The organism is Streptosporangium sp. NPDC000509, assembly GCF_042898365.1.
Taxonomy (GTDB): Bacteria; Actinomycetota; Actinomycetes; order Streptosporangiales; family Streptosporangiaceae; genus Streptosporangium.
On the sequence record NZ_JBIAYX010000032.1, the window covers coordinates 41,931 to 67,482 of the forward strand.

Here is a 25,552-nt window from a genome sequence, read left to right on the forward strand (position 1 = left end):
GCGGGTTCCCGGACCGGGCGGGCTTGCCCCCGGTCGGTGGGTGACGGTCCGGCATCGCGGCCCTGGTCACACCTGGCCACCGGCTTCGCCCGGGGCCGAGGTGGCGCGTCCCTCGGCCGGACGTGACCGTGAACCCGCCGTTCGGGGGGCGGCGGTGTCAGTGGTCAGTCCCGCAGTCCGGTGTGCGGGAGCCGGCCGAGAAGGGTTCGGACGGCGGCGGTGTGGGGGGAGGGGAGGACCTGGGTCAGGAAGACGGCGGTGAGGTGGTGGTGGGGGTCGACGAGGAAGGTCGTCCCGGCCGCGCCGGACCAGCCGTACTGGCCGGGGGCGCAGGTGACGCCACGGAAGGCCGGATCCAGGTCGGTGGAGAAGCCCAGGCCGAAGCCGAGGCCGTCGTAGCGACCGGGTTCGGGGATCGTCACGGCGGCCTGGGCGAGATCGACGCCGCCGGGCAGGTGGTTGGCGGTCATGAGGTTCACCGTGTGGCGCTCCAGGAGGCGGACGCCGTCGAGGGCGCCGCCGCCCAGCAGCATCTGGGTGAAGCGGTGGTAGTCGGCCATGGTCGACAGCAGCCCGCCGCCGCCGCACAGGAAACCTGAGCTCTCCAGCACCGTGTTCTCGGCGTTCTCTGCGCGTTCGACCAGGCCGCCGCCCTCGCCGGGGGCGTACACGCGGGTGAGACGGGTGCGCTGTGCCGGGGTCGGGGTGAAAGTGGTGTCGGTCATTCCCAGTGGCGCGAAGACGCGTTCGGTGAGGAAGACGTCCAGGCTCTGTCCGGAGACGACCTCGATCAGGCGGCCGAGAACGTCGGTGGAGACGCCGTAGTTCCAGCGGCTGCCGGGTTCGAACAGCAGCGGAAGCCCGGCCCAGGCGTCGGTGAGCTCGGCCAGATCGCGGCCCGGGGGCTGTGGTGAGCCGAGGCCCCGGGCGCGGTACATCTCGTCCAGCGGGTGGTCCAGGAAGGCACCGTAGGACAGGCCCGAGGTGTGCTGGAGCAGGTGGCGAACCCGGATGGGGCCCCGCGCCGGCTCGGTCACCGGGGCGTCCGCGTCGCCGCCGGTGAAGATCCTCATGTCGCGGAAGGCCGGTAGGTGGCGTTCCAGCGGGTCGGTCAGGTCGAATCGGCCCTCCTCGTGGAGGATCATCGCGGCGACCGAGGTGACGGGCTTGGTCATCGAGTAGATCCGGAAGAGCGTGTCGTCACGGTCGTCCATGCCGTAGGAGCGGTGGTGGACGACCTGCCCGTGCCGACTCACCAGGAGTTGCCAGCCGGGGAGAAGGCCGTTGTCGACGTACTCGCGCAGTCGCTCGTCGAGGGTGGCCAGGCTCGACGGGGCGAGTCCGTGGGAGGCGGGGTTCACCGTGGTCCGCATGGGCCGTTTCCTCTCCGGACGGTGAGACGTCCCTCATCGAAGGGACCCGCGCGATGCTGCCGTACGGTGTGGCATCGAGTCAAGACTGTGGACCTATGTTCACAAATGTGAACCACAAAGCCCCCTACGGTCCGATTACTCGACAAATCGGGCATATGTGAAACTAGCTATCAAATATCTTCTTAGTGGATCAAACGTGTTCGGCTAGTTCACATATATGAACTTCGGTTCTCATCCTTGACAGTTCGGGGCGAGGTGGCGCACGATTCCGCTCGTGTGAACAGTGCGTTACAAAGGCGCGTTCCGGAGGGCCGTAAACCAGAAGGGCAGTTCGCGATGATGAGGCAGCAGACAAGCCCGGCGTTGAGTTCGCCGCGCACCGGGGGGCGCGTCGACCCGTTGGGCATGCCGGGCACGCCGCCACGCCTGTCCTGGTCGGTCTCGCCCGACGCCCGGATCGATCCCGGCACGTTCTTCGAGGTGTCCGTCGCCGCCTCGGAGCGCGCGTTGAGGGACGGCCCGCTGCTGTGGTCGGGCGGTGGCGAGCGCCCCTGGGTCGGCTACGGCGGCCCGGAACCCACCTCGCGCCAGAGGTTGTACTGGACGGTCACCGCCCTGGATCGTTCCGGCCTGCGCCTGACCGGCGACATCGCCTCCTGGGAGGTCGGGCTCACCTCCGCCGCCGACTGGCGGGCCGGATGGATCCGCGCCGAGCCGGTGGCGTTCCCGCGCGAGAGCTGGGACCCCTGCCCTTACCTGCGGCGCGAGTTCGACGTCGAGGACATGGGCTCGGTCCGGGTGTACGCGAGCGCGCTCGGCCTCTACCGCCTCTGGCTCAACGGGGTCGAGCTGACCTCCGGCGAGCTGTACCGGCCAGGCTGGACCGACTACACCGTCCGCGTCCACCACCAGACCTTCGACGGCACGGCGGCGCTGCGGCGCGGCCGCAACACCCTCACCGCCGTCCTGGCCAAGGGCTGGTACGCGGGACGCCTCGGCCTGCTCCGCGAGCCCGGCTACTACGGCGACCGCCCGGCCTTCCTGGCGCAACTGGAGGTCGACGGTGTCCCCGTCGTGGGCACCGACGAGGAGTGGCGTACCGGCCAGGGCGCGCTCCTCGCCTCCGATCTGCTGCGCGGCGAGATCCAGGACCTGCGCCAGGAGCCCGAGGGCTGGCACCTGAACGGGTTCGACGACAGCGGGTGGACTCCGGCACTGCCCTTCACCGCAGCGCCCGAGCTGGTGCTGCCGCAGCCGCACGACTCGATCACCGGTTACCGGACGCACCCCGGCAAGCTGGTCCACGCGCACGCGCGCGGCCCGGCCGTCTTCGACTTCGGGCAGAACCTGGTCGGCTGGACCAGGCTCACCACGCCCTGCGCGCCCTCCGTCGAACTGATCGTGCGGCACGGCGAGATTCTCACGCCCGACCGGCTGGTCTACCGCGACAACCTGCGCGGCGCCTTCCAGGAGGACCACTACACCGTTCCCGACCCGGGGCCGCACCGCCTGGAGACCTCGTTCACGATGCACGGCTTCCGCTACGCCGAGGTGTGGGGGCTACCGGGGACGACGCCGTACGGCGCCTACGACGTGTTGCCGGAGACCTCGATCGAGGCGTGCTCCGTCACCGGGCTGCCCAGCAGGACGGGCTGGTTCGAGTGCTCCGACGACCGGCTGACCCGGCTGGCGAGCAACGTGGAGTGGACCGTGCGGGACAACTTCCTGGAGGCGGTGACCGACTGCCCGCAGCGGGACGAACGGCACGGCTGGCTGGGCGACGCGGGAGTGATCGCCCCGACCGCCGCCTACCACTTCGACGTCTCCGCGTTCGTGGCCAAGTTCGCGCAGGACGCGGCCGACACCCAGGACGCCGAGGGGATCATCCGCAACTACGCCCCGGCCGTGCCGCCGAGCACGCTGAGACCGGGGGCACCAGGCTGGTCCGACGGTTTCGTCCGGCTGGTGCACCTGCTCGTCCAGCGCTACGGCGAGCTGGAGACCGCGCGGCGCCTGTTCGAGCCCATGACGCGCTTCCTCGGCCATGTCGACCGCGCCAACCCCGACGGCCTGCGGGTGAACCAGACCGGCGCGGACTTCGGGGACTGGCTCTCCCTGCCGGAGCGCGACGGGCTCCCGCGGCACACCGGGTTCGAGTACACCGGCGCGTACTCGACCACACCCCGGCCGATCGTCGGGACCGCGCACAGCTACCGCTCCTTCGTCCAGCTGTCGGAGATCGCCCGCCGGCTGGGCGAGGACGGCGAGGCGGCGCGGCTCGCGGCGAGGGCCGAGCGGATCCGCGAGGCGTACCTGGAGGCGTTCCTGCTGCCCGACGGCGACATCAAGGAGGCGACCCAGACCGCCTACGCCCAGGCCGTCGGGTACGGCCTGGTGCGGGGCGAGGCCGCGCGGGCGACGGCGGACCGGCTCCGCGAGAACATCGAGCGGATCGGACACGTGACCGCGGGGATCCACGGCGTCGAGCACGTGCTCCCCGTCCTGAGCGCCCACGGGCACGCCGACTTCGCCACCGGGCTGCTGCTCCGCGACCAGATGCCCGGCTGGCTCTACATGGTCGGCCAGGGCGCGACGACGATCTGGGAGAAGTGGGACGGCATCGAACCGGACGGGTCGCTGGCCACCGCCGAGATGAACTCCTTCAACCACTGCGCCCTCGGCGCGGTCGGCCGTCACCTCTTCGAGGGGGTGGCGGGCATCGACGCCACCGAGACCACCTGGACCGGCGAGGTCGCCGTGCGCGCCCGCTACACCCGCGAGCTCGACTGGGTCAGGGCCGGCTACGACAGTCCGGTCGGCCCGATCCGCAGCCACTGGAGATGGTCGGGCGAGGTCGTCGAGCACGAGCTGGAGGTGCCGGGGGCCGCGTACGCGACCGTGCACGCGCCGGTCGGCGCCGCGCTGGAGGCCGGGGACGCGACCCCGTCTCCGACAGCGGCCCCGGCAGCGACCCCGACAGTGACCACGACGGGACACGTCCGGCTCGGCCCCGGTCGCCACACGGTCCGCGTGCACCTGGGCCCGCGATGAGGACGCGGAGAGTGCTGGCCCGGCTGGCCCGGCTGGCCGCCGTGCTGATCGTGGTGTCGACCCTGTGCTTCCTGAGCCTCAACCTGCTGCCAGGAGACCCGGCCAGGGCGATCCTCGGCGAGTCGGGCACCCCCCAGTCGGTGGCGGCCCTGCGCCAGGAACTCGGGCTGGACCGGCCGCTCGCCGACCGCTACGTGAACTGGCTGGGCGACATCCTGCGGGGCGACTTCGGCCGCTCCTACGCCAACCGGCAGCCGGTCGCCGACATCATCCTGGCGCGGGCGCCGGTCACCGTCGAGCTCATCGTCCTCAGCCAGATCATCGCGCTCGCGGCGGCCGTGCCCCTCGCGGCGGTCGCCGCGATCAAACGGGGGACCGTGGTGGACCGCGGCATCAGCTCACTGGTGTTCGTGGCCGTCTCGGTGCCCTCCTTCGTCCTCGCGTTCGTGCTGATCTGGGTGTTCGCGATCAAGCTCGGACTGTACCCGGCCAACGGCTTCGTCCCGATCAGCGCCGGACTGGGACAGAACCTCGGCTCGCTGTTCCTGCCCGCCCTCGCGCTCGCCGCCGGTCCGGCCGCGCTCTACCAGCGGGTGCTGCGGGCCGACCTGGTCGAGACATACGGACAGGAGTTCATGAACGTGGCACGTGCCAAGGGGATCTCGCCGCTGCGGATGGCCGTGCGGCACGCGTTCCGGCCCAGCCTGCTCGGGCTCACCACCTCGATCGGAGTGGTGGCGGGCGTGCTGATCGGGTCGAGTGTGATCATCGAGAACCTGTTCAGCCTGCCCGGACTGGGGTCGATCCTGGCCCAGTCGGTCAGTGCCCGCGACTACGTCACCGTGCAGGGGGTCGTGCTGGTGGCGGCCACGTCGTTCGTACTGATCAACGCGGTCGTGGACCTGCTGTACGGCTTCATCGACCCCCGGCTGCGAAAGACGCGGACGGCCGGCCGTCAGGCCGGGCGCGCGCGGGAGGTGCCGGTCGCGTGAGCACAGGACTTCTTCCCGCCGTGGGCGCCGCGAGCACCTGGCGACGGCGGCTGCGCACCTGGCGGCTGACCGACGCGCTGTCGCTCACCTGGCTCGGGTTCCTCGCCCTCGCCGCGCTGGCCCTGCCGCTGTTCCTCCAGCTCGACACCGAGACGATGTCGTCGGCCGAACGGCTCGGCGGTCCTTCCGCCCAGCACTGGCTCGGCACCGACAACTACGGTCGTGACCTGCTCGCCCGAGCCCTGTCCGGGGCGAGGATCTCGCTCGGGATCGGGTTCGGCTCGGTCGCCGCGGCCGCCCTCATCGGAGTGCCGCTCGGCATGCTCGCGGGCTACCTGAGGGGCTGGGTGGACGCGGTCGTCTCCTTCGTGGTGGACGTGATCCTCGCCTTCCCCGGGCTGGTGCTGGCACTGGCGCTGGCCTCGTTCCTCGGGCCCTCGGTCGGCAACGTGATGATCGCGATCCTGGTGCCGATGACGCCGGTGTTCGTCCGGCTGGCCAAGGCACAGACGATGTCGGTGGCGGGCCGGGAGTACGTCGAGGCGAGTCAGGTGATCGGCACCCGCACGTGGTCGATCGTGGTGCGTGACGTGCTGCCCAACATCCTCCAGCCCGTCATGGCGTACGCGCTGGTCAGCGTGGGTTCTGCGATCCTCATCGAGGGGGGCCTGAGCTTCCTGGGGATGGGCGTGCCGCCGGAGCAGCCCTCCTGGGGAAGCATGATCAACAGTGGCCGGATCTTCATCAGCGAGGATCCGCGCCTCGTCGCGGTGCCCTCGATGTTCATGCTGCTCACCATCCTGGGCCTGAACCTGATCGCCGACCGTTTCCTGTCCCGTTCCGACGCCGCGACGGCAGGTGTGCGATGACTCTCAACACGACCTCCGATGTCACCCCTGCCGCGACCCCGGGCGCCGGCGACGCGCTGCTGAGCATCCGGGACCTGGTCGTGGAGTTCCCGACCGGCGCCGGGACGGTCCGCGCGGTCGACCATGTGAGCCTCGAACTCGGTTACGGCGAGCGCCTGGGCATCGTCGGGGAGTCGGGGTCCGGCAAGAGTGTGCTGGCCCGCACCGCGATGGGACTCACCAGAGCGGGCACGGCCCGGATCAGCGGCCAGGTCGTGATCGCCGGGCACTCGGTGCTGGATCTCAAGGAGCGCCGCCGCCGTGCCCTGTGGGGGCGCGAGGTCGCGATGGTCTTCCAGGATCCGCTGAGCGCGCTGCACCCGATCACGCCGATCGGCGAGCAGATCGCCGAGGCGGTCCGCCGCGACCCCGAGGTGACCCGCCGCCAGGCCGCGGCGCGGGCCGTCGAGCTGCTGGAGACCGTGGGCATCCCGCAGGCCGCCCGGCGCGTCCACTCCCGCGCCCATGAGCTGTCCGGCGGAATGCGCCAGCGGGTGGCCATCGCGATGGCCGTCGCCTGCCGCCCCAAGCTCCTGTTCGCCGACGAGCCGACCACCGCGCTGGACGTCACCGTGCAGGCCCGCATCCTCGACCTGTTCGACGAGCTGTGCGCGAGCTTCGGGATCGGGCTGGTGATGGTCAGCCACGACCTCGGCGTCGTCGGCCGCCACACCGACCAGGTCGCCGTGATGTACGCCGGAAGGATCGCCGAGCGAGGGCCGGTGGGTGCCGTCTTCGCCCGGCCGAGCATGCACTACACCAGCTCGCTCATGGCCGCGATCCCGCGGCACCGCGCGACGGAGCAGTCCCTGCCGCGGCCGATACCCGGGCAGCCGCCCAACCTGCTGAACCCACCCCCCGGTTGCCGTTTCGGCCCCCGGTGCGGGCACGCCTCGGCACGCTGCCGCGACGAGCAGCCGCCGTTGCTCGCGCTCGGCGACGTCCCCGGCCACGAGTACGCCTGCTGGCACCCGGGAAAGGCGAGCCGATGACGGAAGGCAAGCAGCCGATCTTCACGTTGGAGAACGGCTCCGTGCGGTACGGCAACGGACCCGAAGCCGTCTCGGACGTCTCGGTGCGGCTCTATCGGGGAGAGATCCTCGGCCTGGTCGGGGAGTCCGGCTGCGGGAAGTCCACCACGGCGCGGGCGATGCTCGGGCTGGTACCGCTGAGCAGCGGCCGGCTGACACTGCACGGCACGCCGGTGGGCGTCCACGAGCGGCGGCTGCGGGCGTCGGTGCAGGCGATCTTCCAGAACCCGGCCGCGTCGTTCAACCCGAAGAGGTCGTTGCTCGACTCGGTCGCCGAGCCGCTGCGGGTGCACGGCCAGGGCACGCGGCAGGAACGGCGCACACGGGCGCTGGCCGAGCTCGACCGGGTCGGCGTCACCGAGCAGATGGCGCTCCGCCGACCGAACGAGGTCTCCGGCGGCCAGTGCCAGCGGGCCGCGATCGCGCGGGCCACGATCCTGCGGCCCGAGGTGCTCGTCTGCGACGAACCGGTCTCCGCGCTGGACGTCTCCATCCAGGCGCAGATCCTGGAACTGCTGGCCGAACTGCGCACCGAGCAGGGCCTGGCCATGCTGTTCATCTCCCACGACCTCGGCGTGGTCGCGTCCCTGTGCGACCGGACCGCCGTGATGTACGCCGGGCGGGTCGTCGAGCGGGGCACCGCACCGGACATCGCCAACAGTCCCCGCCATCCCTACTCGGTCGCCCTCCAGGACGCCGTGCCCTCGCTGGAGCCGGACGACGACCCCGCGCCCAGGATCCGCACCAGGACCGGGAGCGACGACGTGGACGGCCGGCTCCTGCCGGGCTGCCGCTTCGCCGCGCTGTGCCCCTCCGTCACCTCGGTGTGCAGGACCACCCCGCCCCCGCTGGACGAACTGTCCCCGCGGCACGAGGTCGCCTGCCACCACCCGTTCGAGCCCGCCGTCCGCTGACTACCGCTCTTCCCCTTTTGAGAAAGAAGGCAAGGCAATGCGCGTCCCATATAGGGGTAGCCGTGTGAGCAGGGCGATCGCCCTGCTCATCGCGCCCGTCACCGTGGTCACCCTGGCCGCCTGCACGGTGCAGAGCGGCACCGCCGCCTCTCCTTCGGGAGCCGCCGCCGACGCCGCCCCGAAGGCGGGGGGCACCCTCACCGTCGCCGCCGGGGCCGACCTGACCACGCTGGACCCCTCCAAGGGCTCCGCCAACACGATGGCGCTGATCGGCTCGGCGGTCTACGACACGCTGATGACGGTGCCGAAGATCGGTGACCGGCCGGAGCCGAACCTGGCCAGGTCCCTGGTCGAGAGCGACGACAAGATGAGCTGGGAGATGACGCTGCCCACGGGCGTCAAATTCAGCGACGGCACGCCTTTCGACGCCGAGGCGGTGAAGTTCAACCTCGACCGCAACAGGGCCGAGGGCTCGACCGCCGCCGCGCTGCTGTCCTCCGTCGGCTCCGTCGCGGTGAAGGACGACAGCACCGTCGTCATCAAGATGAAGAAGCCCTTCAGCAACCTGCCGTACGTGTTCTCCTACGACGGTTCCGGCACCGCCGGGTACGTGGCCTCTCCGACGGCGTTGAAGAAGCACGGCGACGACTACACCGCGCACGCCGCCGGGGCCGGGCCGTACAAGCTCCAGTCGTGGTCGCCGGGCAGCCCGGTGGAACTGGTCCGCAACCCCGACTACTGGAACAAGGACAAGCAGGCCTACCTGGACAAGGTCGTGGTCAAGACCATCGCCGACCCGCAGAGTGCCTACCAGGCGCTGCTGGCCGGGGACATCGACCTGATGGCGACCACCTCCTCGACGCTGATGAAGACGGCGACGACGAACACCCAGGTCAACTTCGTCCAGGGCGTCGGCGGTGACCAGGACAGCATCATCCTCAACGTGACCAGGCCCCCCTTCGACGACGAGCGGGTCCGCCAGGCGGTGTCGAAGGCGCTCAACCGCCAGGAGATCGTCGACCTGACCACCGAGGGACTGGGCAAGCCAGCCGTGAGCCTCTTCCCCGAGGGCAACCCCTTCCACGGCACCGAGGCCGTCCCGGAGTACGACCTCGCGGGGGCCAAGGAGCTGATCGCGGCGTACGAGAGCGAGACGGGGAAGAAGGCCTCCTTCACCTACACCTGCAACAACGCCCGGGCGGCGAGTGACGTCATCGTCTCCCAGCTCAAGGCGGCCGGATTCGACGTGAAGCTGGACGCGCTGGAGAGTTCCGCCTGGCTGGCGCAGTTCTTCGGCAAGAAGTACGGGGCGATCTGCTGGACGATGGCCGGATTCCTCACCCCCGACCTGCTGCCGTACCGGTTCCTGCACTCGGGCGGCGACCTGAACACCGGCGGGTTCAAGGACGACGCCTTCGACGAGAAGGTCGAGGCGGCCCGTGTCGCCGGGAGCCCCGAGGAGCAGAAGAAGCTGTGGAACGAGGCGGACGCCGTCCTGACCACCAAGCTCCCGTGGGTGTGGACGACCAGCGCGCCGATCGGCTTCATCTGGTCCAAGCGGGTGCACAGCGTCGACCTCGACGAGCCGAGCCGGCTGCGCTACAGCGTGCCGAGCTTCCTGAACGCGTGGGTGTCGGACTGACCTCGCGACCGGACGCCTGACCGAAGGGGAGGACGAAGATGGACTGGACCGATCGTGTCGGCGTCGTGACCGGCGCCGCGTCGGGTATCGGCGCGGCCACGGCTCTGCGCTTCGCCGCGCGCGGCATGCACGTGATCGGGTTCGACGTCGACGAGACCGGCCTGGCCGCTACTCGCGAGGCGATCGAGCGGATGGGCGGCACGGCGAGTGCCGAGGTGGTCGACGTCGGCGACGGCGAGGCGGTGCGCCGCGCCGTCGCCGGCATCGAGGCCGCGCACGGCCGCCTCGACGCGGTGGTCAACTGCGCGGTGAACTTCCTGGCCAGGGGCCTGGACGTGACGGCGGCCGACTGGGAGCGGGTGCTCCGCGTCAACGTGCAGGGCATCGGCAACGTGGTGCAGGCGGCGCATCCGCTGCTGGCCCGCTCCGGGGCGGGCGCGATCGTGAACACCGCCAGTATCTCGGCCCACGTCGCGCAGCCCGCCCGCTGGACCTACAACGCCACCAAGGGCGCCATCCTGACCCTGACCAAGTGCATGGCGATGGACCTCGCCCCGGACGGTATCCGGGTCAACGCGGTCAGCCCCGGCTGGATCTGGACCCCCGAGGTGAGCCGGGCCGCGAACGGCGACCGGGCCGCCGTCGAACCGGTCTGGGGCCGTTTCCACCTGCTGGGCCGCCTGGGCGAGCCGGACGAGGTGGCCCGCGCCATCGCCTTCCTGTGCTCCAGCGACGCCAGCTTCATCACCGGCGCGGAACTGCCCGTGGACGGCGGCTATCTGGCCATGGGCCCCGAAGGCCTGGGCGAGAACTCCAGCTTCGCCGGATCGGCTCCGGCGACGCGCATCGACAGCGATTCGAGGGACCCGCGTTGAACACGCACATCGTCATCACCGACACCAACCTGGGGGACGGCTCCATCGAGCGCGGAGTCCTGGTCCCCGAGTTCGAGGTGAGCCACCACGACGCCAGAAGCGAGGAGGAGGTGCTCAAGGTCGGCGCGGACGCCGACGGCCTGCTGGTGCAGTGGGCACCGCTGACCGAGCGGGTCCTGTCCGGCCTGCCCCGGCTGCGCGCGGTCGTGCGGTACGGGATCGGCCTGGACAACATCGACCTCGCCGCCGCCGCCCGGCTGGGCATCGAGGTCCGCAACGTGGACGACTACTGCCTGGCGGAGGTGGCCGACCACGCGGTCGCGTCGATCTACGCCCACAACCGCAGGCTCGTCGCGGCGAGCCGGTCCTACACCGTGCGGGGGTGGACCACCGAGGGCATCGCCGCGCCGCTGTGTCCCGGTGAGGACCCGGTGGGCATCGCCGGGTTCGGGCGGATCGGCCGTGAGGTCGCCCGCCGCGCCACCGCGCTCGGCTTCCCCGTGCACGTGTGGGATCCGTACGTCGTCGACCTGCCCCCGGACGTCACCGGGCACGCGACGCCGGCCGGCCTCGCCGCGGCCGTCAACCACCTCACGCTGCACATGCCCTCGACCGAGCAGACCCGCGGCATCGTCGACCGGACGGTGCTGGAGGCGCTCGGCCCGGCCGGGCATCTGGTCAACACCGCCAGGGGAGCCCTGGTGGAGGAGTCCGCGCTGCTGGCCGCGCTGGAGGCGGGCACGCTGGGCTTCGCCTCACTGGACGTGCTGGCGGGGGAGCCGCCGTCGGGGATCTCGGCGGAGCTCGCCGGGCACGACCGCGTGCTGGTGACCCCGCATGTCGCCTACCTCTCGACGCGGTCGCTGCCGATGCTGCAGCGGCGGGCCGCCGAGATCATGCGTGACCTGCTGAAGGCGGGCTGAGCACGGTGCGCGCTCTCGTCTACACCAAGCCGAGCACCGTCGAGCTGCTCGATGTCGCCGACCCCCGGCCGATCGACGGTGAGGCCCTCGTCCAGGTCCGCGCGGTCGGCATCTGCGGCAGCGAGCTGCACGGCATCCGCGACAGCGGTTTCCGGCGGCCACCGCTGATCATGGGCCACGAGTTCGCCGGGACCACTCCCGACGGCCGCCGGGTCACGGTCAACCCCCTGCTCAGCTGCGGGGTGTGCGACCTGTGCCTGCTGGGCCGCGATCATCTCTGCCGTGAGCGGGCCATCCTGGGCATCCACCGGGCGGGGGCGTTCGCGGAGTACGTCTGCGTACCCGAGAAGGCCCTGCATCCGATCGAGCCGTCCATGTCGTTCGAGACGGCGGCGATGATCGAGCCCCTCGCCAACGGCGTGCACGCGCTGAACCTCGCCCGCCCGGCCGAGGGCGCCCGCGTCGCCGTGCTGGGTGCCGGCACGATCGGCCTGGTCTCCATGCTCGCGGCCAGGCGGTTCTCCGACCAGGTGGTGGTCTGCGACCTGTCGCGGGAGCGGCTGGAGGTGGCCGAGCGCCTGGGCGCGACCGCCGTCACCACCTCTCTGCGGGGCGAGTTCGACATCGTCGTGGACGCCGTCGGTGCGGCGGCGACGCACCGCATGTCGGTGCAGCACCTGCGCCCGGGCGGCACCGCCGTGTGGGTGGGGCTGCTCAGCAGCGACGCCGCCTTCGACGGACAGAAGATCGTCCGTGAGGAGAAGCGTGTCGTCGGCTCGTACTGCTACACGGCGGCCGAGTTCGCCGACGCCGTGAGGCTCGCGGGGAGCCTCACGCTGGACTGGGCGTCCTGTTTCGACCTGGCCGACGGCGCGGCCATCTTCGGCGAGCTGATGGAAGGACGACAGGATGTCGTCAAGGCGCTGCTGCGCCCGTGGGGAGGGGAGTGAGATGTTCGGTGTACGTCTGCTTCATCTGGGCGACGGAGACGTTCCGGGTCCCGAGGTGTACTGGATGTCGGACTGGGACCGGTGGTATCGGCTCGCCTTCCAGGCCGTACTGATCCAGGGCGAGGGGGTCACCGCGCTCGTCGGCACGGGACCGGCCGAGGACCTCGGCCCGATGAACGAGCAGTGGGCCGGTTTCCTCGGCGAGCGCGCGGCGATGCGGCGTGAGCCCGGCCAGTGGTTGCCCGACCAGCTGGCCGCGCACGGTGTCGCACCGGAGGATGTCACCCACGTCCTGCTGACGCCGTTGCAGCTTTACACCACCTCGAACGTCCCGCTGTTCCCGAACGCGCGAATCTGCCTGACCGAGCGTGGCTGGACCCATTTCCACCGCACCAAGCGGCACCCGCACGACGACCGCTGGGCCTGCCTGCCGCCCGACGTGCTCGGCTATCTCACCCACGACGCGTGGGACCGGGTCCGGCTGCTCGCCGACGAGGACGAGGTGGTGCCGGGGATCCGTACCTGGTGGACCGGCTCGCACCACCGCGCCTCCATGGCCGTGGAGATCGACAGCACGGCGGGCGTGGTCACGGTGACCGACGCCTACTTCACCCGCCGCAACCTCGACACCGACCAGCCCATCGGGATCTGCGAGAACATCTACGAGGCGATGGCGGCCCACGAGCGGGTCCGCAGGGTGGCCGACGTGCCGCTGACCATCTACGACGCCGACCAGCTCACCCGCTACCCGGACGGCGTCGTCGCGGAGCTCCCCGGTTCGTGAACGCGAGGGGCCCGGTACCGCGACCGATCGCGCGGTGCCGGGCCTGCCGTGTCGTCTTTTCCGTGTCGTCTTTTCCGTACCGCGACCGGTCGCGGGGCCGTTCGCCCGTGCCCTGACGTCGCTCAGGACACGGGCCGGTAGTCCACCACCTTCTGCTCCTGCCGGCCCAGCCCGTCGATCTCCACGCTCACCACGTCGCCGGCCCTGAGGTAGGGGAAGCGGCCGGAGAGACCGACGCCCTCGGGGGTTCCGGTGCTGATGACGTCGCCGGGCAGCAGCAGCATGTGGTTGCTCAGATGCACGATGAGCTCGGGCACCGAGAAGATCATGTCGGCGGTGCTGGAGTCCTGCCGGGGCTCGCCGTTGACCCAGGAGCGCAGCCGCAGCCGGTCGGGCCGGATCTCGGCCGCGGGCCGCAGCACCGGGCCGAGCGGGTTGAACGTCTCGGCGCACTTGCCCTTGGACCACTGGCCGCCCGACACCTCGATCTGGAACGCCCGCTCCGACAGGTCGTTGGAGAGCGCGTAGCCCGCCACGTAGTCGAGGGCCTCGGCCGGGTCGCTCAGATAGCGCGGGGTGCGCTTCATCACCACGGCGAGCTCGACCTCCCAGTCGGTCTTGACCGAACCGGGAGGGAGGATCACCTCGTCGCCGGGGCCGACCACGCAACCCGGGTGCTTCAGGAAGACCACGGGGTGCTCCGGCGGGGCCGCGCCGGACTCGGCCGCGTGGGCGGCGTAGTTCATCCCGATGCACACCACCGCGGCGGGCCGCGCGACGGGCGATCCGATCCGCTGCCCGGTCGTGTCGATCTCGGTGAGCTCACCCGTGGCCAGGGCGGCGGCGACCCGCTCGATGCCGTCGGCCGCGAAGAACGCGCCGTCGAGGTCGGCGGTGAGCGAGGTGAGGTCGTACTCGCGACCCTCGTGCCGTACGGCGGGGCGTTCTGACCCGGCCGGGCCGAACCGGAAGAGTTCCATGTGAGTCCTTACGCGTTGCCGCCCGCGCCGACCTGGTAGCCCATGCGCAGCGAGAGCTGGTGAGCGGTCGAGCGGACGTTGTCGATGGTCGTGGCGATGAGCGCCGGCGTCTTGCGCATCTCGGGGATCGAGACGCTGATCGCGGCGCGGCCGCCTCCCCGGTGGCCGCTGAAGGGCGCGGCGATGCAGAACACGCCGGGGGTGTACTCGGAGTTGTCGGTCGCGTAGCCGTTCTCACGTACCTCGTGCACGGCGGCGAGCAGGTGGGGCAGCGACGTGATGGTCTGAGGGGTGTACTGGACGAAGCGGACCTCGGCGAACCGTTCCCCGATCTCCTCGTCGCGGAGCTGGCTGAGCAGGGCCTTGCCGATCCCGGTGGCGTAGGCCGGCAGCCGGATGCCGACGCGGGAGGCGAGGCGCAGCTGCTGGTCGGGGTCGACCTTGGCGATGTAGACGTTGTCCGTGCCGTCGAGCGTGGCCAGCTGGACGGTCTCGTTCAGGGTGTCCCGCAGCGCCTCCATGTACGGCAGCGCCGCCTGCTCCAGGTCGGAGACCGCGACGTAGCTCTGGCCCGCCTGCCACAGCCGGATGCCGACGCGAAAGCGCCGGGTCTCGGCGTCCTGTTCCAGGAACCCCCTGGTGGCCATCGTGACGAGCAGCGTGTAGGTGCTGCTCTTCGGGATCTCCAGCAGGCGCTGGATCTCGGTCAGGGTGAGGCCGTCGCGATGGTCGGTCAGCAGGTCCAGAATGGCGAGGGTGCGGTCCGCCGACTTGACAAGTGGGTTCATGGCGATGGAAGGCCGTTCATGTAGGTAAACCGAGGTTCGGCTAGTGGCACCTTACCCGCTTCGCTGACGGGTGGGGAAAGCTCCGGTCGACCGCCCGGTGCGGCGGTTCGCGCTCGGGGGACGTCCGGCTGTGCCGCTCGCTCCGCGCGGTGGTCCGCGTCCTCGACCGGCGGTGTCAGCGGGCATTGGCCCGGGCACGCAACGGCACCTTGCGGATCTTGCCGGAGGACGTCTTGGGCAGTTCCCCGAACTCGAACCTGTCCGGCGCCTTGAACGCGGCGATCCGGCCGCGTACGTGCGCGCGCAGCTCCTCCGCGGTGGCCTCCGCGCCGGGGCGCAGGGTCACGAAGGCGAAGGGACGCTCGCCCCAGCGATCGTCGGGAACGCCGACCACCGCCGCCTCCAGGACCGCCGGATGACTGGCCAGGGCCGCCTCGACCTCGATCGAGGAGATGTTCTCCCCGCCGGAGACGATGATGTCCTTGGCGCGGTCACGCAGTTGCAGGTAGCCGTCCGGATGCAGCACGCCGAGGTCGCCGGTGCGGAACCAGCCGTCGGGCGCGGCGGCCCGGGTGGCCTCCTCGTCCCGGTAGTAGCCGAGCATCACCGTGTTGCCCCGCAGCGCGACCTCGCCGATCGTCTCCCCGTCCCGGGGCACGTCCCGGCCTTCGGCGTCGAGGACGCGCATCGCGCACGAGACCAGGTTCGAGACGCCCTGGCGGGCGCGGAGCAGCGCCTGCTCGCCGGTCGGCAGGGCCGACCACTCGGGCCGCCAGTCGCAGATGGCCGCGGGGCCGAACGTCTCGGTCAGGCCGTACAGGTGGGTGACGTCGAAGCCGGCCCTGGCGCAGCCCTGGAGCAGGGTGGGCGACGGAGGCGCGCCGCCGACCGCGACCGTCACCCGATGGCCGTCGGGTGACGCGGGGGCGGCCTCGACCAGGGAGATCAGCACCGTGGGCGCGGCGCACAGCATGGTGACCCGCTCGGCGGCGATCAGTCGCCACACCTGGTGCGGGTCGGCTCCGCGCAGGCAGACGTGGACCCCGCCGACGGCCGTGACGGCCCAGGGGAACGCCCAGCCGTTGCAGTGGAACATCGGCAGCGTCCAGAGGTAGACGGCCTCCTGGGTGAGGCGGAAGTGGGCGACCATGGCCAGCGCCTGGAGGTAGGCGCCCCGGTGGTGGTACATGACCCCTTTGGGATGGCCGGTGGTTCCGCTGGTGTAATTGAGGGCCATCAGCGCGTGCTCGTCCGTCACGGGCACCCGGTGTGGCGCGGCGTCGGCGCGCAGCCGCTCGTACTCCAGCGGGCCCACGGCTCTCAGGTCTTCCAGCGGTTCGGCGACCGCCTCGGCGAGTTCGGCGAACTCGGGGTCGAAGATCAGCAGCCGGGCACCCGAGTGCCGGACGATGTGGCGCAACTCCTCCGCCGAGAGCCTGATGTTGAGGGTGAGGAGCACCGCTCCCGCGTACAGCACGCCGAAATGCGACTCCAGGAGCAGCGGGGTGTTGGCGGCGAGCACGGCGACGCGGTCGCCGGGGCGCACCCCCAGGGCGGCGAGCGCGCCCGCCTGGCGCAGGCACCGCTCGTGCAGTTCGCGGTAGGTCAGCCGGAGTGGCCCGTCGATCACCGCCGTGCGGTCGGCGTGGACCGCCGCGGCCCGGTCCAGGAAGGCCGTCGGGGTGAGGGCCTCGAAACTCAGACCTGCGACGACGCCCGCGTCGGGCGTCCGACTGACATGAGCCGACACGGCAACTCCGCCTCTCTGTGGGGCTTCGCGGCCCATTGTCAGGCGGGTTCCGTATGCTGTCAAGCTGTTCATATATGTGAACTCAACGGCCGGGCCGGGCGGCGAACGACCCGGGTGCGGGAGGGATCCCTCCGGCGGGCGGCGACGTTTGCCGGTTCGGGGTGAGGGCAGCCGTTGGGGTATCCGACGTGGCGTTACAGGAGGTCAGATGCTGCCCCGGAAGCAGAAGGTCGGCACGGTCGCGGTGATCGCCCACCAGAAGAAGACGTTCGGCGGAGGGCTTGACGAGCTGCGCAGGCTGCTCGCCGACGAGGGCGTCGGCGAACTGCTCTGGTACGAGGTGCCCAAGAGCAAGAAGGCGCCGAAGAAGGCGAAGAAGGCGCTGAAGGAAGGGGCCGACCTGGTCCTGGTGTGGGGCGGCGACGGCATGGTGCAGCGCTGCGTGGACGCGCTCGCGGGCTCCGGCGTCACGGTCGGCATCCTCCCCGCGGGGACGGCGAACCTCTTCGCGCAGAACCTGGGCATCCCCGAGGACCTGCCCAAGGCCGTGGACATCGCCTTCCACGGCGAGAGCAGGAAGCTGGACCTCGGAAAGGTCAACGGGGAGCACTTCGCGGTGATGGCCGGGGTCGGCTTCGACGCGGCGATGATCGAGGACGCCGACCGGGGGCTGAAGGACCGTCTGGGACGGGTGGCGTACGTCTGGACGGGGCTGCGCCACGTCCGGGGAGAGCTCGTGCGGATGAAGGTCAAGATCGACGGCGTGACGTGGTTCGAGGGTGAGGCGAGCTGTCTGCTGCTGGGCAACGTCGGCACCATCACCGGCGGTGTCGAGGCGTTCGACGACGCGCGTCCCGACGACGGATGGCTGGAGATCGGCGTGACCACCGCGGAGGGGCCGATCCAGTGGGCCCGCGTACTCGGCCGGATGAGCGTGGGGCGGTCCGACGAGTCGCCGTTCGTCAGGATGACCCGGGCGCGCAAGATGACCGCCACGTTCGCCACTCCCATGACCTACGAGCTGGACGGCGGCGCCAAGGGCAGCGTCACCGAGCTCAAGGCCAAGGTCGTGCCCGGCGGCATCACCATCCGTGTCCCCGAGTCCGCCGGCTCCGACCAGCCGTGATCGTGGATCGCCGGCCAGGCCGACGACGATCGTGAGCCGCCGGCCCTGATCGGTGGTGATCGTGGGCGTCGTGCATCGGTGTCGGCCCGCGCGACATTCGGGGGGCGTCGGGACGCCCCCCGAAACCCCCTTTTAGTTAGCATTCATGACAAATACATATTCGATATGGTTCATCGACTGATTTCGCTTAACGGGAAAGAGCGGGGCGATGACCGGGGAACACTGGACGGAGAACGTCGCCCCCGGCGGCGAACACGACGCCCCGCCGGGCCCCCGTAGGGACCCCGTGCCGATCCTTTCCGCTCCAGCTTCACGCGACGACAACGACGCCGCCGACGCTGCCCGGGCCCGCCCGCGGACCGCGTCCGAGAGGCCGGCAGGGACCGTGTACGAGCTGTGATCGAGGTGAGGGTCTCGATCGAGATGGACCACCCTGCGGCCGACATATGGCGCATCGTCGCCGACTTCGGCCAGGATCCCCGCTGGCGTGCGGGCGTGACCACGATGGCGCCCGACCCGCCGGGAATCGTCGTCCCGGGCACCACCACCGAGGAGATGTTCCGTTTCGCCGGAGGCGTCTACTACATCAGCGGTGTGGTGACCTCGGTGGTGCCCGGAAGGGAGTTCCTCTGGCGGGGGACGTCGGGAATCGAGGTCGTGGGCGGCAGATCGGTCGTGCCCCTGGATGACGACCGATGCCTGCTGACCATCTGGTTCCAGGTGAGGCCCCCGGGGCTGCTACGTCTGCGCGCTCCCATTCTCGGACGCATGCTCAGGCGCAAGCTCCAGCGGAACGCCCGCCGCCTCGGTGACCTGGTCACCTCGGACGTGTGACGTCGTCCACGGGTGGAGATCGCCTCGGCGGCCCGTCGTTCACGACGCCGGACCGTGGGTGATCGCCGCCCGCGATGTTCGTCACGCCCGGGTGACCGTCATCTGCAGCTCGGTCACCCAGTTGTCGTAGTCGCCCTCGGGACAGTCGATGGAGACCTCCCGGGCCAGCCCGACACCCCGGTAGCCGTGCTCGTCGATCCAGTGGGCCAGCGTCTGGAACGTCGGGCCGACCTCCTCCATCGAGCCGCGGTGGATGATCGTGGCGGCCTGCTCGATCTCCGGCAGGTCCACGACGGCGAAGTCGTGGTCGTCGCTCGTCTCCGCGGCGACCTCCAGCCCGGCGTGCACGATCACCCGGCCGTCGGCCTCGGGTTCGTAGCGGGCGATGCCGTACCCGGTGACCTTCACGCCAGCCACGTCGAGGCGCCGGCACAGCTCGGTGAAGAGGGGCTGGATGACGGGGCTTATGTCCTCGCCTTCGTAACTGGCCGCGACGGCGGTGAGTTCCGCCACGCGTGTCGAGGGGATCGGCTTGAGAAGGACCTCTTCCGGGTGCATGTGACCTTCCTTGGTGATCGTCGTGAGCCGTACCTCCACCCGGAGGAGCCTGGCCGTGTCCGCCGCGATCCGCTCCTCCAACTCGGCGCGGCGCAGCCGCAACATCCCGTACAGTTCCGCGGCGTCGACCCGCTCGTCCAAAATCGAACAGATCTGGCGCAGGGTGAGGCCGAGATCCTTCAGGGCGATGACGCGGTTGAGCCGGGACAGCTGGTCGGCCCGGTAGAAGCGGTGTCCGCTGTCCGGGTCGACATGGGCGGGCCTGAGCAGGCCGATCGCGTCGTAGTGGCGCAGCATGCGCACCGACACCTGGCCGAGCTGGGAGAACTCTCCGATACTGAACATGGTGCTTTCAGGTATAGGGGCTGACACCGTGTCAGCCGCAACCCCTCCCGGCCCTTCCCCGGGGGGAGCGCCCGGAGATAACCGGTTGTCCGGCGGTTCGGCACCGGGTGAGTATGGCGACCATGTCGCTGCGTTTTCATGAGATCGCCGAGGGCGGTCATCGCATCCTCAACCCGTTCACCGACGACAAGCTCGCGCTGCTCGGTGAGGTCGCCAGGCTCCGGCCGGGAATGCGCCTGCTCGATCTGTGCTGCGGCAAGGGGGAGATGCTCTGCCGGTGGTCCCTCGCCCACGGGATCGAGGGGGTCGGCGTCGACATCAGCGACGTCTTCCTCGACGCGGCGCGCGCCAGGGTCGAGGAACTCGGGGTGGCCGATCACGTCAGCCTGGAGAAGGGCGACGCGGGAGCCTACCGGGCGGAGGCGGGCGCGTTCGACGTCGTGTCCTGTCTGGGGGCGACCTGGATCGGCGGCGGGCTGGAGGGAACGGTCAAGCTGATGCTCCCCGCGCTGAAGGACGACGGGATCCTCCTTGTCGGCGAGCCGTACTGGACCTCCGAGCCGCCCGCCGGGGCGTACGAGTCGTTCGGCTTCGGCCCGGACGACTTCACCTCGCTGGCCGGGACGTTCGACCGGTTCGAGGCGGCGGGGGTCGAGGTGCTGGAGATGGTCCTCGCCGACCCCGACAGCTGGGACCGCTACATGGCGAGCCAGTGGTGGACGCTGAGCGACTGGCTGCGCGGCAACCCCGACGATCCGGAGGTCGGGGAGGTGCGCGACTTCCTGGAGCGCTCCCGTCGCTCGCACGTCGAGTACGGCAGGCGATACCTCGGCTGGGGCGTCTTCGTGGTGCGCCGCCGTTGACGGCTACTGGCGGGTAGGAATAGGTTCCTGGAGACCGGCCGGTCGGTTTGTCCGAGGAGTGCCGGCTCCGCCCGGCACGAGACCGAGGGCCCCGACCGTTCCATCGACCTGGAGGCGTGATGACCGACGTCCAGCTCGCCCGTCAATCCTGGCGCCGCCTGGAGCCCGTCCACGGGATGATCTATTTCGTGCCCGAGGCCACCGAGCGCTACGCCGCGCTCGGCCTCGATGAGCGAGCCGGCTACTTCGCCTCCCGTGCCGCGGCCTTCGGCACCGCCTCCGCCGAGCTGGTCATCGCGACCTTCTACAACTTCCATCCCGCCCTGGTGCGGCGCGCCCTTCCCGCCGCGTGGCAGGTCACGACCCCGGAGAAGCTGCTCGCGGCCCGCCTCGAAGCCGCGGGAGCGGCACTGCGCCGGGCCGGGATCCACGAGATCGACACCCTCGCCGAGACGACGGAACTCGCCGTCCGCGCCGCGGAGAGGGCGTGCGAGCACCCCCAGGGGCGCCCGCTGTTCGCCGCGCACGCCGCGTTGCCCTGGCCCTCCGAGCCGCTTCAACGGCTCTGGCACGCCCAGACGCTGCTTCGTGAGTTCCGGGGCGACGGGCACGTCGCGACCCTGCTGGCCGAGGGCGTCGGCCCGCTGGACGCGCTGGTCCTGCACGCCGCGGCCGGGCACGTCCCCACGGTGTTCCTCAAGCTCAGCCGCGACTGGCCCGAGGAGGAGTGGGCCTCGGCCGAGGAAGGGCTGCGCGGACGCGGCCTGCTCGCCGGCGACGAGCTCACCGAAGAGGGCGCGGCGCTCAGGCAGCGGATCGAGGACCGCACCGACGAGCTGGCACTGCCCGCGTACGCCGCGCTCTCCGGCGACGAACTGGCCCGCCTGGCGGAGCTGGCCCGCGTCTTCGGCCGGACCGTGGTGGACAAGGGCCTGCTCCCCTTCTCCCGCTGAGCCCGCGAAAGGTCGCGCTCGCACGCGGTCACCTCCCGCCGGACAGCGGGGTCTTCGCGGGCCTTCCGCCAGGCGGGCCGAATCGCTTTCACCCGGTCGGCTCGCTTTCACGCGATCAGGTCGCTTTCACGCGGTTGGGCGCCCTCACCCAGCCGGACGCCCTCACGCGGCCGGGTCGCCGACCTGGCCGATGAACAGCGGGGTCAGCGTCGGCCGGTGGACGATCGCGAAGGCGAACGGGTGGTCGGCACGGACCTCGGCCTCCGGCGCTGGCGGGCCCGACACGACGAAAGCGAGACCGGTGACGGCGGCGGCCTCGGTACCCCACTCGTCCACGGTGATGTTGGCGCGGTGGACCGCCTGGTCGAGGAGGGCTCCGTCGGTGATCCCCGAGTAGTCGGTCCCCCGCAGCCCCAGTCTCGCGAGCGGTTCCGCCAGATCCAGGCTCGTGGAGAAGTCCCACCGGGGCATGGCGAGCCGCACCGGCCGCTCCTCAAGCCCGCGCGCCACCTCCGCCATCACGGCGGGGGAGAGCAGGTCACCGGGGGAACCGCCCGCTCGCGGCAGGAGGACCCACATGGCCAGCTCGTCTCCGGCGTAGCGCAACTCCACGGCCTGCCAGCCGGATCCCGCCGCGTACGGGAGGAAGGCGTCCTTGCGCATCAGGGTCGTGCGTGTCGTCGTACCGTCCGCGCGGGTGAAGGCGGCGCCCTCCTCCGGCGCGTCGGTGAACGGCGCCGTCCAGTCGGCCCGCAGGTAAACGGCGTTGGCGATGACCAGCCTGGTCCGCGCGGGCAGGTCGTCGAACACCTTTCTGATCCGCCCCGCGGTCCGCTCCTCGGCCCAGGCGTTGATGACCTCCGTGGCGTCGCCGGTGAAGTCCACCTGGCGCACGCCCGTGCCGTACTGCGCCGCGAGCGTACGCAGGAACTCGGGCTTGACGTCCACCCCCTCCTGGGTGAACAGGTCGTTGGCGATGCCCACGACCGGTGGTTCGGGCGCGCCCGCCTGGGCGTCCCGCTCCGCGTCCGGTTCCGGGAGGGGAGGCGGAGCGTCGGTCGTGACGATCTGCCTGGTGAGCGCGTTGAGCGAGGTGTGCGGACCGCCTGAGGGGAAGCCGAAGACCGCGTCGAGTTCGGTGGCGGTGTCTCCAGCGGCTCCCGCCCTCGCCAGGCCGAAGGCGTAACCGATGCTCAGAGGCGACAGGACGGTGTTGGCCCCGGGTTTCGCGGTCGCGGCGAACAGGGCGTGCCCGAAGGAGGTCAGACCGCGTACGGTCTCCTTGACCGGAGGATCCTTCGGAGTCTCCCGTTCCACCCCCTTCGCGGTGATCACGCTGGAGGAGGTCATGGCACACGCCGAGAGGGCGGCGACGGCCAGCAGGGCGGGTAACAGTCGGCGCATGATCCTGAAACGTACGCCGCCGCCGGGCGGTTCACCCGGTTCGCGCGGGCTTCGGGTCGCGTGCCGGGCGGCATCAGGTGATCGCGGCGAAGGCGCCGGCCCCGATGAGGGCGACGGCCCAGGCGAGGTCGAGGTTGAACCACGCCTTGCGGAGCACCGCCACGCCGAGCCGCTCGTAGACGACGAGGGCCAGAACGGTCGTCGTCACCAGCATGGACACCGTGTGCACCCCGGTCGTCAGCAGGCTCTGCGAGGCAAGCGCGGCGGCGTCGTGCCCTTCGTGACCCCCGTGCCCGCCATGTCCGCTGTGTCCGCTGTGCAGGGCGACAGGGAGCACCATCAGCCCGGCCCCGTGAGCGGTGGCCATCAGGAACGACCACCCGGCCAGCTGCCACTTCGTCACCTTCATGCCGACCCAGCGGGGATGGCGCCGTCTCAGCAGCCGCCAGAGTCCGAACCCGCAGACCACGGCCGCCACGCCGTACGAGACCGCTTTCGGCGGGGCGGCCAGCCGGGCCGCCGACACCAGTACGAGCGTGATCAGCACCGAGCCCGCGTGGCCGAGCACGATGGGCGGCAGCGCGCGCAGCACCCCTTCGCGAGAGCGCTCCTGCAGCCCGAGCGCGACCGCGAAGAGCCAGCCCATGGCCGGGTTCAGGCCGTGGAAGGCACCGAGCCCGGCCAGGATGAGCAGGGACGTCAGATCCATCGGGTGTGCCTCGCGGGGAGTGGGAAGGTGTCGACGTCCGGTGGGAAGGTGGCCGGGATCACGGGAAGCAGTAGGAGTCGGAGGAGGAGTCGCCGCCCTGCAGACGGATCTGGTGCGCGCGGCGGCCGTCGGAGGAGAAGTCGACGAAGAAGTCCGGATCGAGGGCGATCGAACCGTCGTCGGCGATGTCCACCTTCGCCATCCAGCCGGAGATGCCGTCGGGGTAGAAGACGTCGTCCCAGGAGCGGTAGAGCGAGTTGGTGAAATAGACCCGCCGTCCGTCCCTGCTCGCCTCGACCATCTGCGGCCCTCCGTTCAGCGCCCGGCCCCGAGCCGCCGGGTGGCCGTCACGCCTGGCGATCCCGCCGATCCGGACCGAGCCGGTCTCGCGTGGCGCGAACGGGTCGGAGACGTCGTACGCCTTGAGCTCGCCGGTGCCCCAGGCGGAGACGAGCAGGATGCGGTCGTCGAGGGTGAGTGAGATGTCGCTGACCAGCGGTGGCACCGCGCCGAACTGCTTGAGCGGCTCGGGCAGCAGGTCGGGGTCGGCGGGCTCGGCCGGGATCGTGATCGTCTTGCGCGCCTTCCAGACGCCGTTCTCCAGGTACCAGGTGAAGATGTTGGCCGACAGGTCCTCGACGTTGATCACGGTGTTGACGAAGCCGTAGGTCTTGGTCGGGTCGTGGGCGGGGCGAAGCTCCAGAACCATCTGGTGCTGGTCACCCAGGTCGATCTCCTGAAGGTGTCTGCGCTTGACCAGGTCCCAGACGTGCAGCCGGTGGCCGTACTGTCGGCCGACCAGAAGCTCCAGCGAGGGTCCCGGCTCGATCTGGTTGGGTGTTCCCCACTCGCTGGAGATCATCGTGTCATGCCCGAGGTGCCACCAGAAGTCGTAGTGCAGCCGCTGTGTCCCCCGGTCGGCCTCCCAGCGGCCCTTCGGCTCGAAGGTGTCGTGGTCGAGGGTGAAGATCCCGCCGGGCGCGTCGCCGTCCACGTCGCCGAGCGCGCTGACGTAGATGGCGTCGGTGCCGCAGTGGACGGTGTGCGGGCGGCTGTAGCCGGTCTTCTCGAAGATCGTCTCCGGTTCGATCGTCTTGACGAGCTTGGGTCGCCGGGGGTCGTCCTTGACGTCGAAAATGTAGATTCTGCTGGACCTCAGACCCGGAAGGACCAGGTAGCGGCGCTCCACGTGCGGGTGGGGCGCGTACGGGCACAGGGCCGCGCTGCACACGTTCCAGCCGAAGTGGTGGAGCTCGTCGCCGGGGACGGACATGTCGTGCACGTCGGCGATCGCCCCGGTCGACAGGTCGATCGTGGCAAGCCCGTCGGGCCGGCCGTCGCCGGTCGCGGCGAGCAGTGCGACGTAGGCGAGTTCCTCCTTCGGGGCCGTCATGGCCTCACGGGCCGACGGGTAGAAGGTGGGGTCGGGCTGGATGAGTGCCACGGCGAACTCCTGAACTCGTAGCCGGAATCGATACCCAACTAATCATGTAGGAAAACTGCCTGTTGTCCAGTGGTCATTTTGTGTGACCGGTGCGGGCGGAGGCACCTCCTCACGGTCTCCTGGCCGGTGAAACGAGAGGGCCGCTCGCGCGACCGGAGATCTTCCCGTAGGGGTGGCCGTCGGAGGTTTCGAGAGACTCGCGGAAAGGGTGCCGAACAGGGGAGAGGTGGGGGGGGGGGGGGCCCCCCCCCCCCCCCCTTATATTTTTTTTTTTTAACCACAGAACCGGCCGGGGGCGGCCGGAAGCGACCCCCCCCAAAACACAAACACCGAAACACCCCCCACCGGCCCCCCC

Annotated in this window: 22 protein-coding genes; 14 read left to right on the forward strand and 8 right to left on the reverse strand. The window is 70.7% G+C overall.

Going from position 1 to position 25,552, the window contains the following annotated elements:
- Positions 1–164: 164 nt before the first annotated feature.
- Positions 165–1,373, reverse strand: coding sequence for a serine hydrolase domain-containing protein (locus tag ACFY3D_RS38165; RefSeq protein WP_389989209.1), 1,209 nt, complete (start codon positions 1,371–1,373; stop codon positions 165–167).
- Positions 1,374–1,712: 339 nt separating this feature from the next.
- On the opposite strand from ACFY3D_RS38165, the gene ACFY3D_RS38170 reads away from it, so the two are divergent.
- From ACFY3D_RS38170 to ACFY3D_RS38215, 10 genes are all read left to right on the forward strand, one after another.
- Positions 1,713–4,424 (forward strand): family 78 glycoside hydrolase catalytic domain, encoded by a 2,712-nt coding sequence (locus tag ACFY3D_RS38170; protein WP_389989211.1) that lies wholly within the window; start codon positions 1,713–1,715, stop codon positions 4,422–4,424.
- The gene (locus tag ACFY3D_RS38175) at positions 4,421–5,416 is read left to right on the forward strand and encodes an ABC transporter permease (protein WP_389989213.1); all 996 of its coding nucleotides are present in this window, start codon (positions 4,421–4,423) and stop codon (positions 5,414–5,416) included. Before ACFY3D_RS38170 ends, ACFY3D_RS38175 begins: the two co-directional genes overlap by 4 nt.
- Positions 5,413–6,285 carry an ABC transporter permease gene (locus ACFY3D_RS38180; RefSeq protein WP_350945842.1) on the forward strand — a complete coding sequence of 291 codons (873 nt, stop codon included), beginning with the start codon at positions 5,413–5,415 and terminating at the stop codon, positions 6,283–6,285. Before ACFY3D_RS38175 ends, ACFY3D_RS38180 begins: the two co-directional genes overlap by 4 nt.
- Positions 6,282–7,316, forward strand: coding sequence for an ABC transporter ATP-binding protein (locus tag ACFY3D_RS38185; RefSeq protein ID WP_362905333.1), 1,035 nt, complete (start codon positions 6,282–6,284; stop codon positions 7,314–7,316). The genes ACFY3D_RS38180 and ACFY3D_RS38185 overlap by 4 nt, the downstream gene beginning before the upstream one ends.
- Positions 7,313–8,269: an ABC transporter ATP-binding protein gene (locus ACFY3D_RS38190; protein ID WP_389989215.1), complete on the forward strand. Its 957-nt coding sequence runs from the start codon at positions 7,313–7,315 to the stop codon at positions 8,267–8,269. Before ACFY3D_RS38185 ends, ACFY3D_RS38190 begins: the two co-directional genes overlap by 4 nt.
- A gap of 64 nt (positions 8,270–8,333) precedes the next feature.
- Entirely contained in the window at positions 8,334–9,911 is a 1,578-nt protein-coding gene (locus tag ACFY3D_RS38195; protein ID WP_389989217.1) for an ABC transporter substrate-binding protein, read from the forward strand.
- A 38-nt stretch (positions 9,912–9,949) separates the two neighbouring features.
- The gene (locus ACFY3D_RS38200) at positions 9,950–10,786 is read left to right on the forward strand and encodes an SDR family oxidoreductase (RefSeq protein ID WP_350945846.1); all 837 of its coding nucleotides are present in this window, start codon (positions 9,950–9,952) and stop codon (positions 10,784–10,786) included.
- Positions 10,783–11,709: an NAD(P)-dependent oxidoreductase gene (locus tag ACFY3D_RS38205; protein WP_389989219.1), complete on the forward strand. Its 927-nt coding sequence runs from the start codon at positions 10,783–10,785 to the stop codon at positions 11,707–11,709. The genes ACFY3D_RS38200 and ACFY3D_RS38205 overlap by 4 nt, the downstream gene beginning before the upstream one ends.
- Before the next feature lie 5 nt (positions 11,710–11,714).
- Positions 11,715–12,659: a zinc-binding dehydrogenase gene (locus ACFY3D_RS38210; protein ID WP_389989221.1), complete on the forward strand. Its 945-nt coding sequence runs from the start codon at positions 11,715–11,717 to the stop codon at positions 12,657–12,659.
- A 1-nt stretch (position 12,660) separates the two neighbouring features.
- Positions 12,661–13,443: a hypothetical protein gene (locus ACFY3D_RS38215; RefSeq protein ID WP_350945849.1), complete on the forward strand. Its 783-nt coding sequence runs from the start codon at positions 12,661–12,663 to the stop codon at positions 13,441–13,443.
- A gap of 122 nt (positions 13,444–13,565) precedes the next feature.
- Here ACFY3D_RS38215 and ACFY3D_RS38220 read toward each other — a convergent pair whose 3' ends face one another.
- The 3 genes from ACFY3D_RS38220 to ACFY3D_RS38230 all read right to left on the reverse strand — a co-directional run bounded on the left by ACFY3D_RS38220 (position 13,566) and on the right by ACFY3D_RS38230 (position 16,961).
- Complete coding sequence (locus tag ACFY3D_RS38220; protein WP_350945850.1) at positions 13,566–14,423, reverse strand: fumarylacetoacetate hydrolase family protein; 858 nt, start codon at positions 14,421–14,423, stop codon at positions 13,566–13,568.
- Between the two features lie 8 nt (positions 14,424–14,431).
- Positions 14,432–15,211, reverse strand: a complete 780-nt coding sequence (locus ACFY3D_RS38225) for an IclR family transcriptional regulator (RefSeq protein WP_350945851.1) — start codon at positions 15,209–15,211, stop codon at positions 14,432–14,434.
- 175 nt (positions 15,212–15,386) lie between these two features.
- Positions 15,387–16,961: an acyl--CoA ligase family protein gene (locus tag ACFY3D_RS38230; RefSeq protein WP_389989224.1), complete on the reverse strand. Its 1,575-nt coding sequence runs from the start codon at positions 16,959–16,961 to the stop codon at positions 15,387–15,389.
- A gap of 208 nt (positions 16,962–17,169) precedes the next feature.
- On the opposite strand from ACFY3D_RS38230, the gene ACFY3D_RS38235 reads away from it, so the two are divergent.
- The gene (locus tag ACFY3D_RS38235; protein WP_350945853.1) at positions 17,170–18,087 is read left to right on the forward strand and encodes a YegS/Rv2252/BmrU family lipid kinase; all 918 of its coding nucleotides are present in this window, start codon (positions 17,170–17,172) and stop codon (positions 18,085–18,087) included.
- A 396-nt stretch (positions 18,088–18,483) separates the two neighbouring features.
- Positions 18,484–18,921, forward strand: a complete 438-nt coding sequence (locus ACFY3D_RS38240; RefSeq protein WP_362905316.1) for an SRPBCC family protein — start codon at positions 18,484–18,486, stop codon at positions 18,919–18,921.
- An 81-nt stretch (positions 18,922–19,002) separates the two neighbouring features.
- On the opposite strand, the gene ACFY3D_RS38245 is transcribed toward ACFY3D_RS38240, so the two are convergent.
- Positions 19,003–19,824, reverse strand: a complete 822-nt coding sequence (locus ACFY3D_RS38245; RefSeq protein ID WP_350945856.1) for a MerR family transcriptional regulator — start codon at positions 19,822–19,824, stop codon at positions 19,003–19,005.
- Positions 19,825–19,937: 113 nt separating this feature from the next.
- Between ACFY3D_RS38245 and ACFY3D_RS38250 the strand changes: the two genes are divergently transcribed.
- On the forward strand, positions 19,938–20,687 hold the full coding sequence (locus ACFY3D_RS38250) for an SAM-dependent methyltransferase (RefSeq protein WP_389989226.1): 750 nt from the start codon (positions 19,938–19,940) through the stop codon (positions 20,685–20,687).
- Positions 20,688–20,806: 119 nt separating this feature from the next.
- Positions 20,807–21,640 carry a hypothetical protein gene (locus tag ACFY3D_RS38255; RefSeq protein WP_389989228.1) on the forward strand — a complete coding sequence of 278 codons (834 nt, stop codon included), beginning with the start codon at positions 20,807–20,809 and terminating at the stop codon, positions 21,638–21,640.
- A gap of 162 nt (positions 21,641–21,802) precedes the next feature.
- Here the strand turns inward: ACFY3D_RS38255 and ACFY3D_RS38260 are convergent, their stop codons facing one another.
- The 3 genes from ACFY3D_RS38260 to ACFY3D_RS38270 all read right to left on the reverse strand — a co-directional run bounded on the left by ACFY3D_RS38260 (position 21,803) and on the right by ACFY3D_RS38270 (position 25,197).
- Positions 21,803–23,044, reverse strand: coding sequence for a serpin family protein (locus ACFY3D_RS38260; RefSeq protein ID WP_389989230.1), 1,242 nt, complete (start codon positions 23,042–23,044; stop codon positions 21,803–21,805).
- A gap of 73 nt (positions 23,045–23,117) precedes the next feature.
- Positions 23,118–23,753, reverse strand: coding sequence for a hypothetical protein (locus ACFY3D_RS38265; RefSeq protein ID WP_389989232.1), 636 nt, complete (start codon positions 23,751–23,753; stop codon positions 23,118–23,120).
- A 58-nt stretch (positions 23,754–23,811) separates the two neighbouring features.
- Positions 23,812–25,197 (reverse strand): selenium-binding protein SBP56-related protein, encoded by a 1,386-nt coding sequence (locus ACFY3D_RS38270; RefSeq protein WP_389989234.1) that lies wholly within the window; start codon positions 25,195–25,197, stop codon positions 23,812–23,814.
- Between the last annotated feature and the right edge of the window lie 355 nt (positions 25,198–25,552).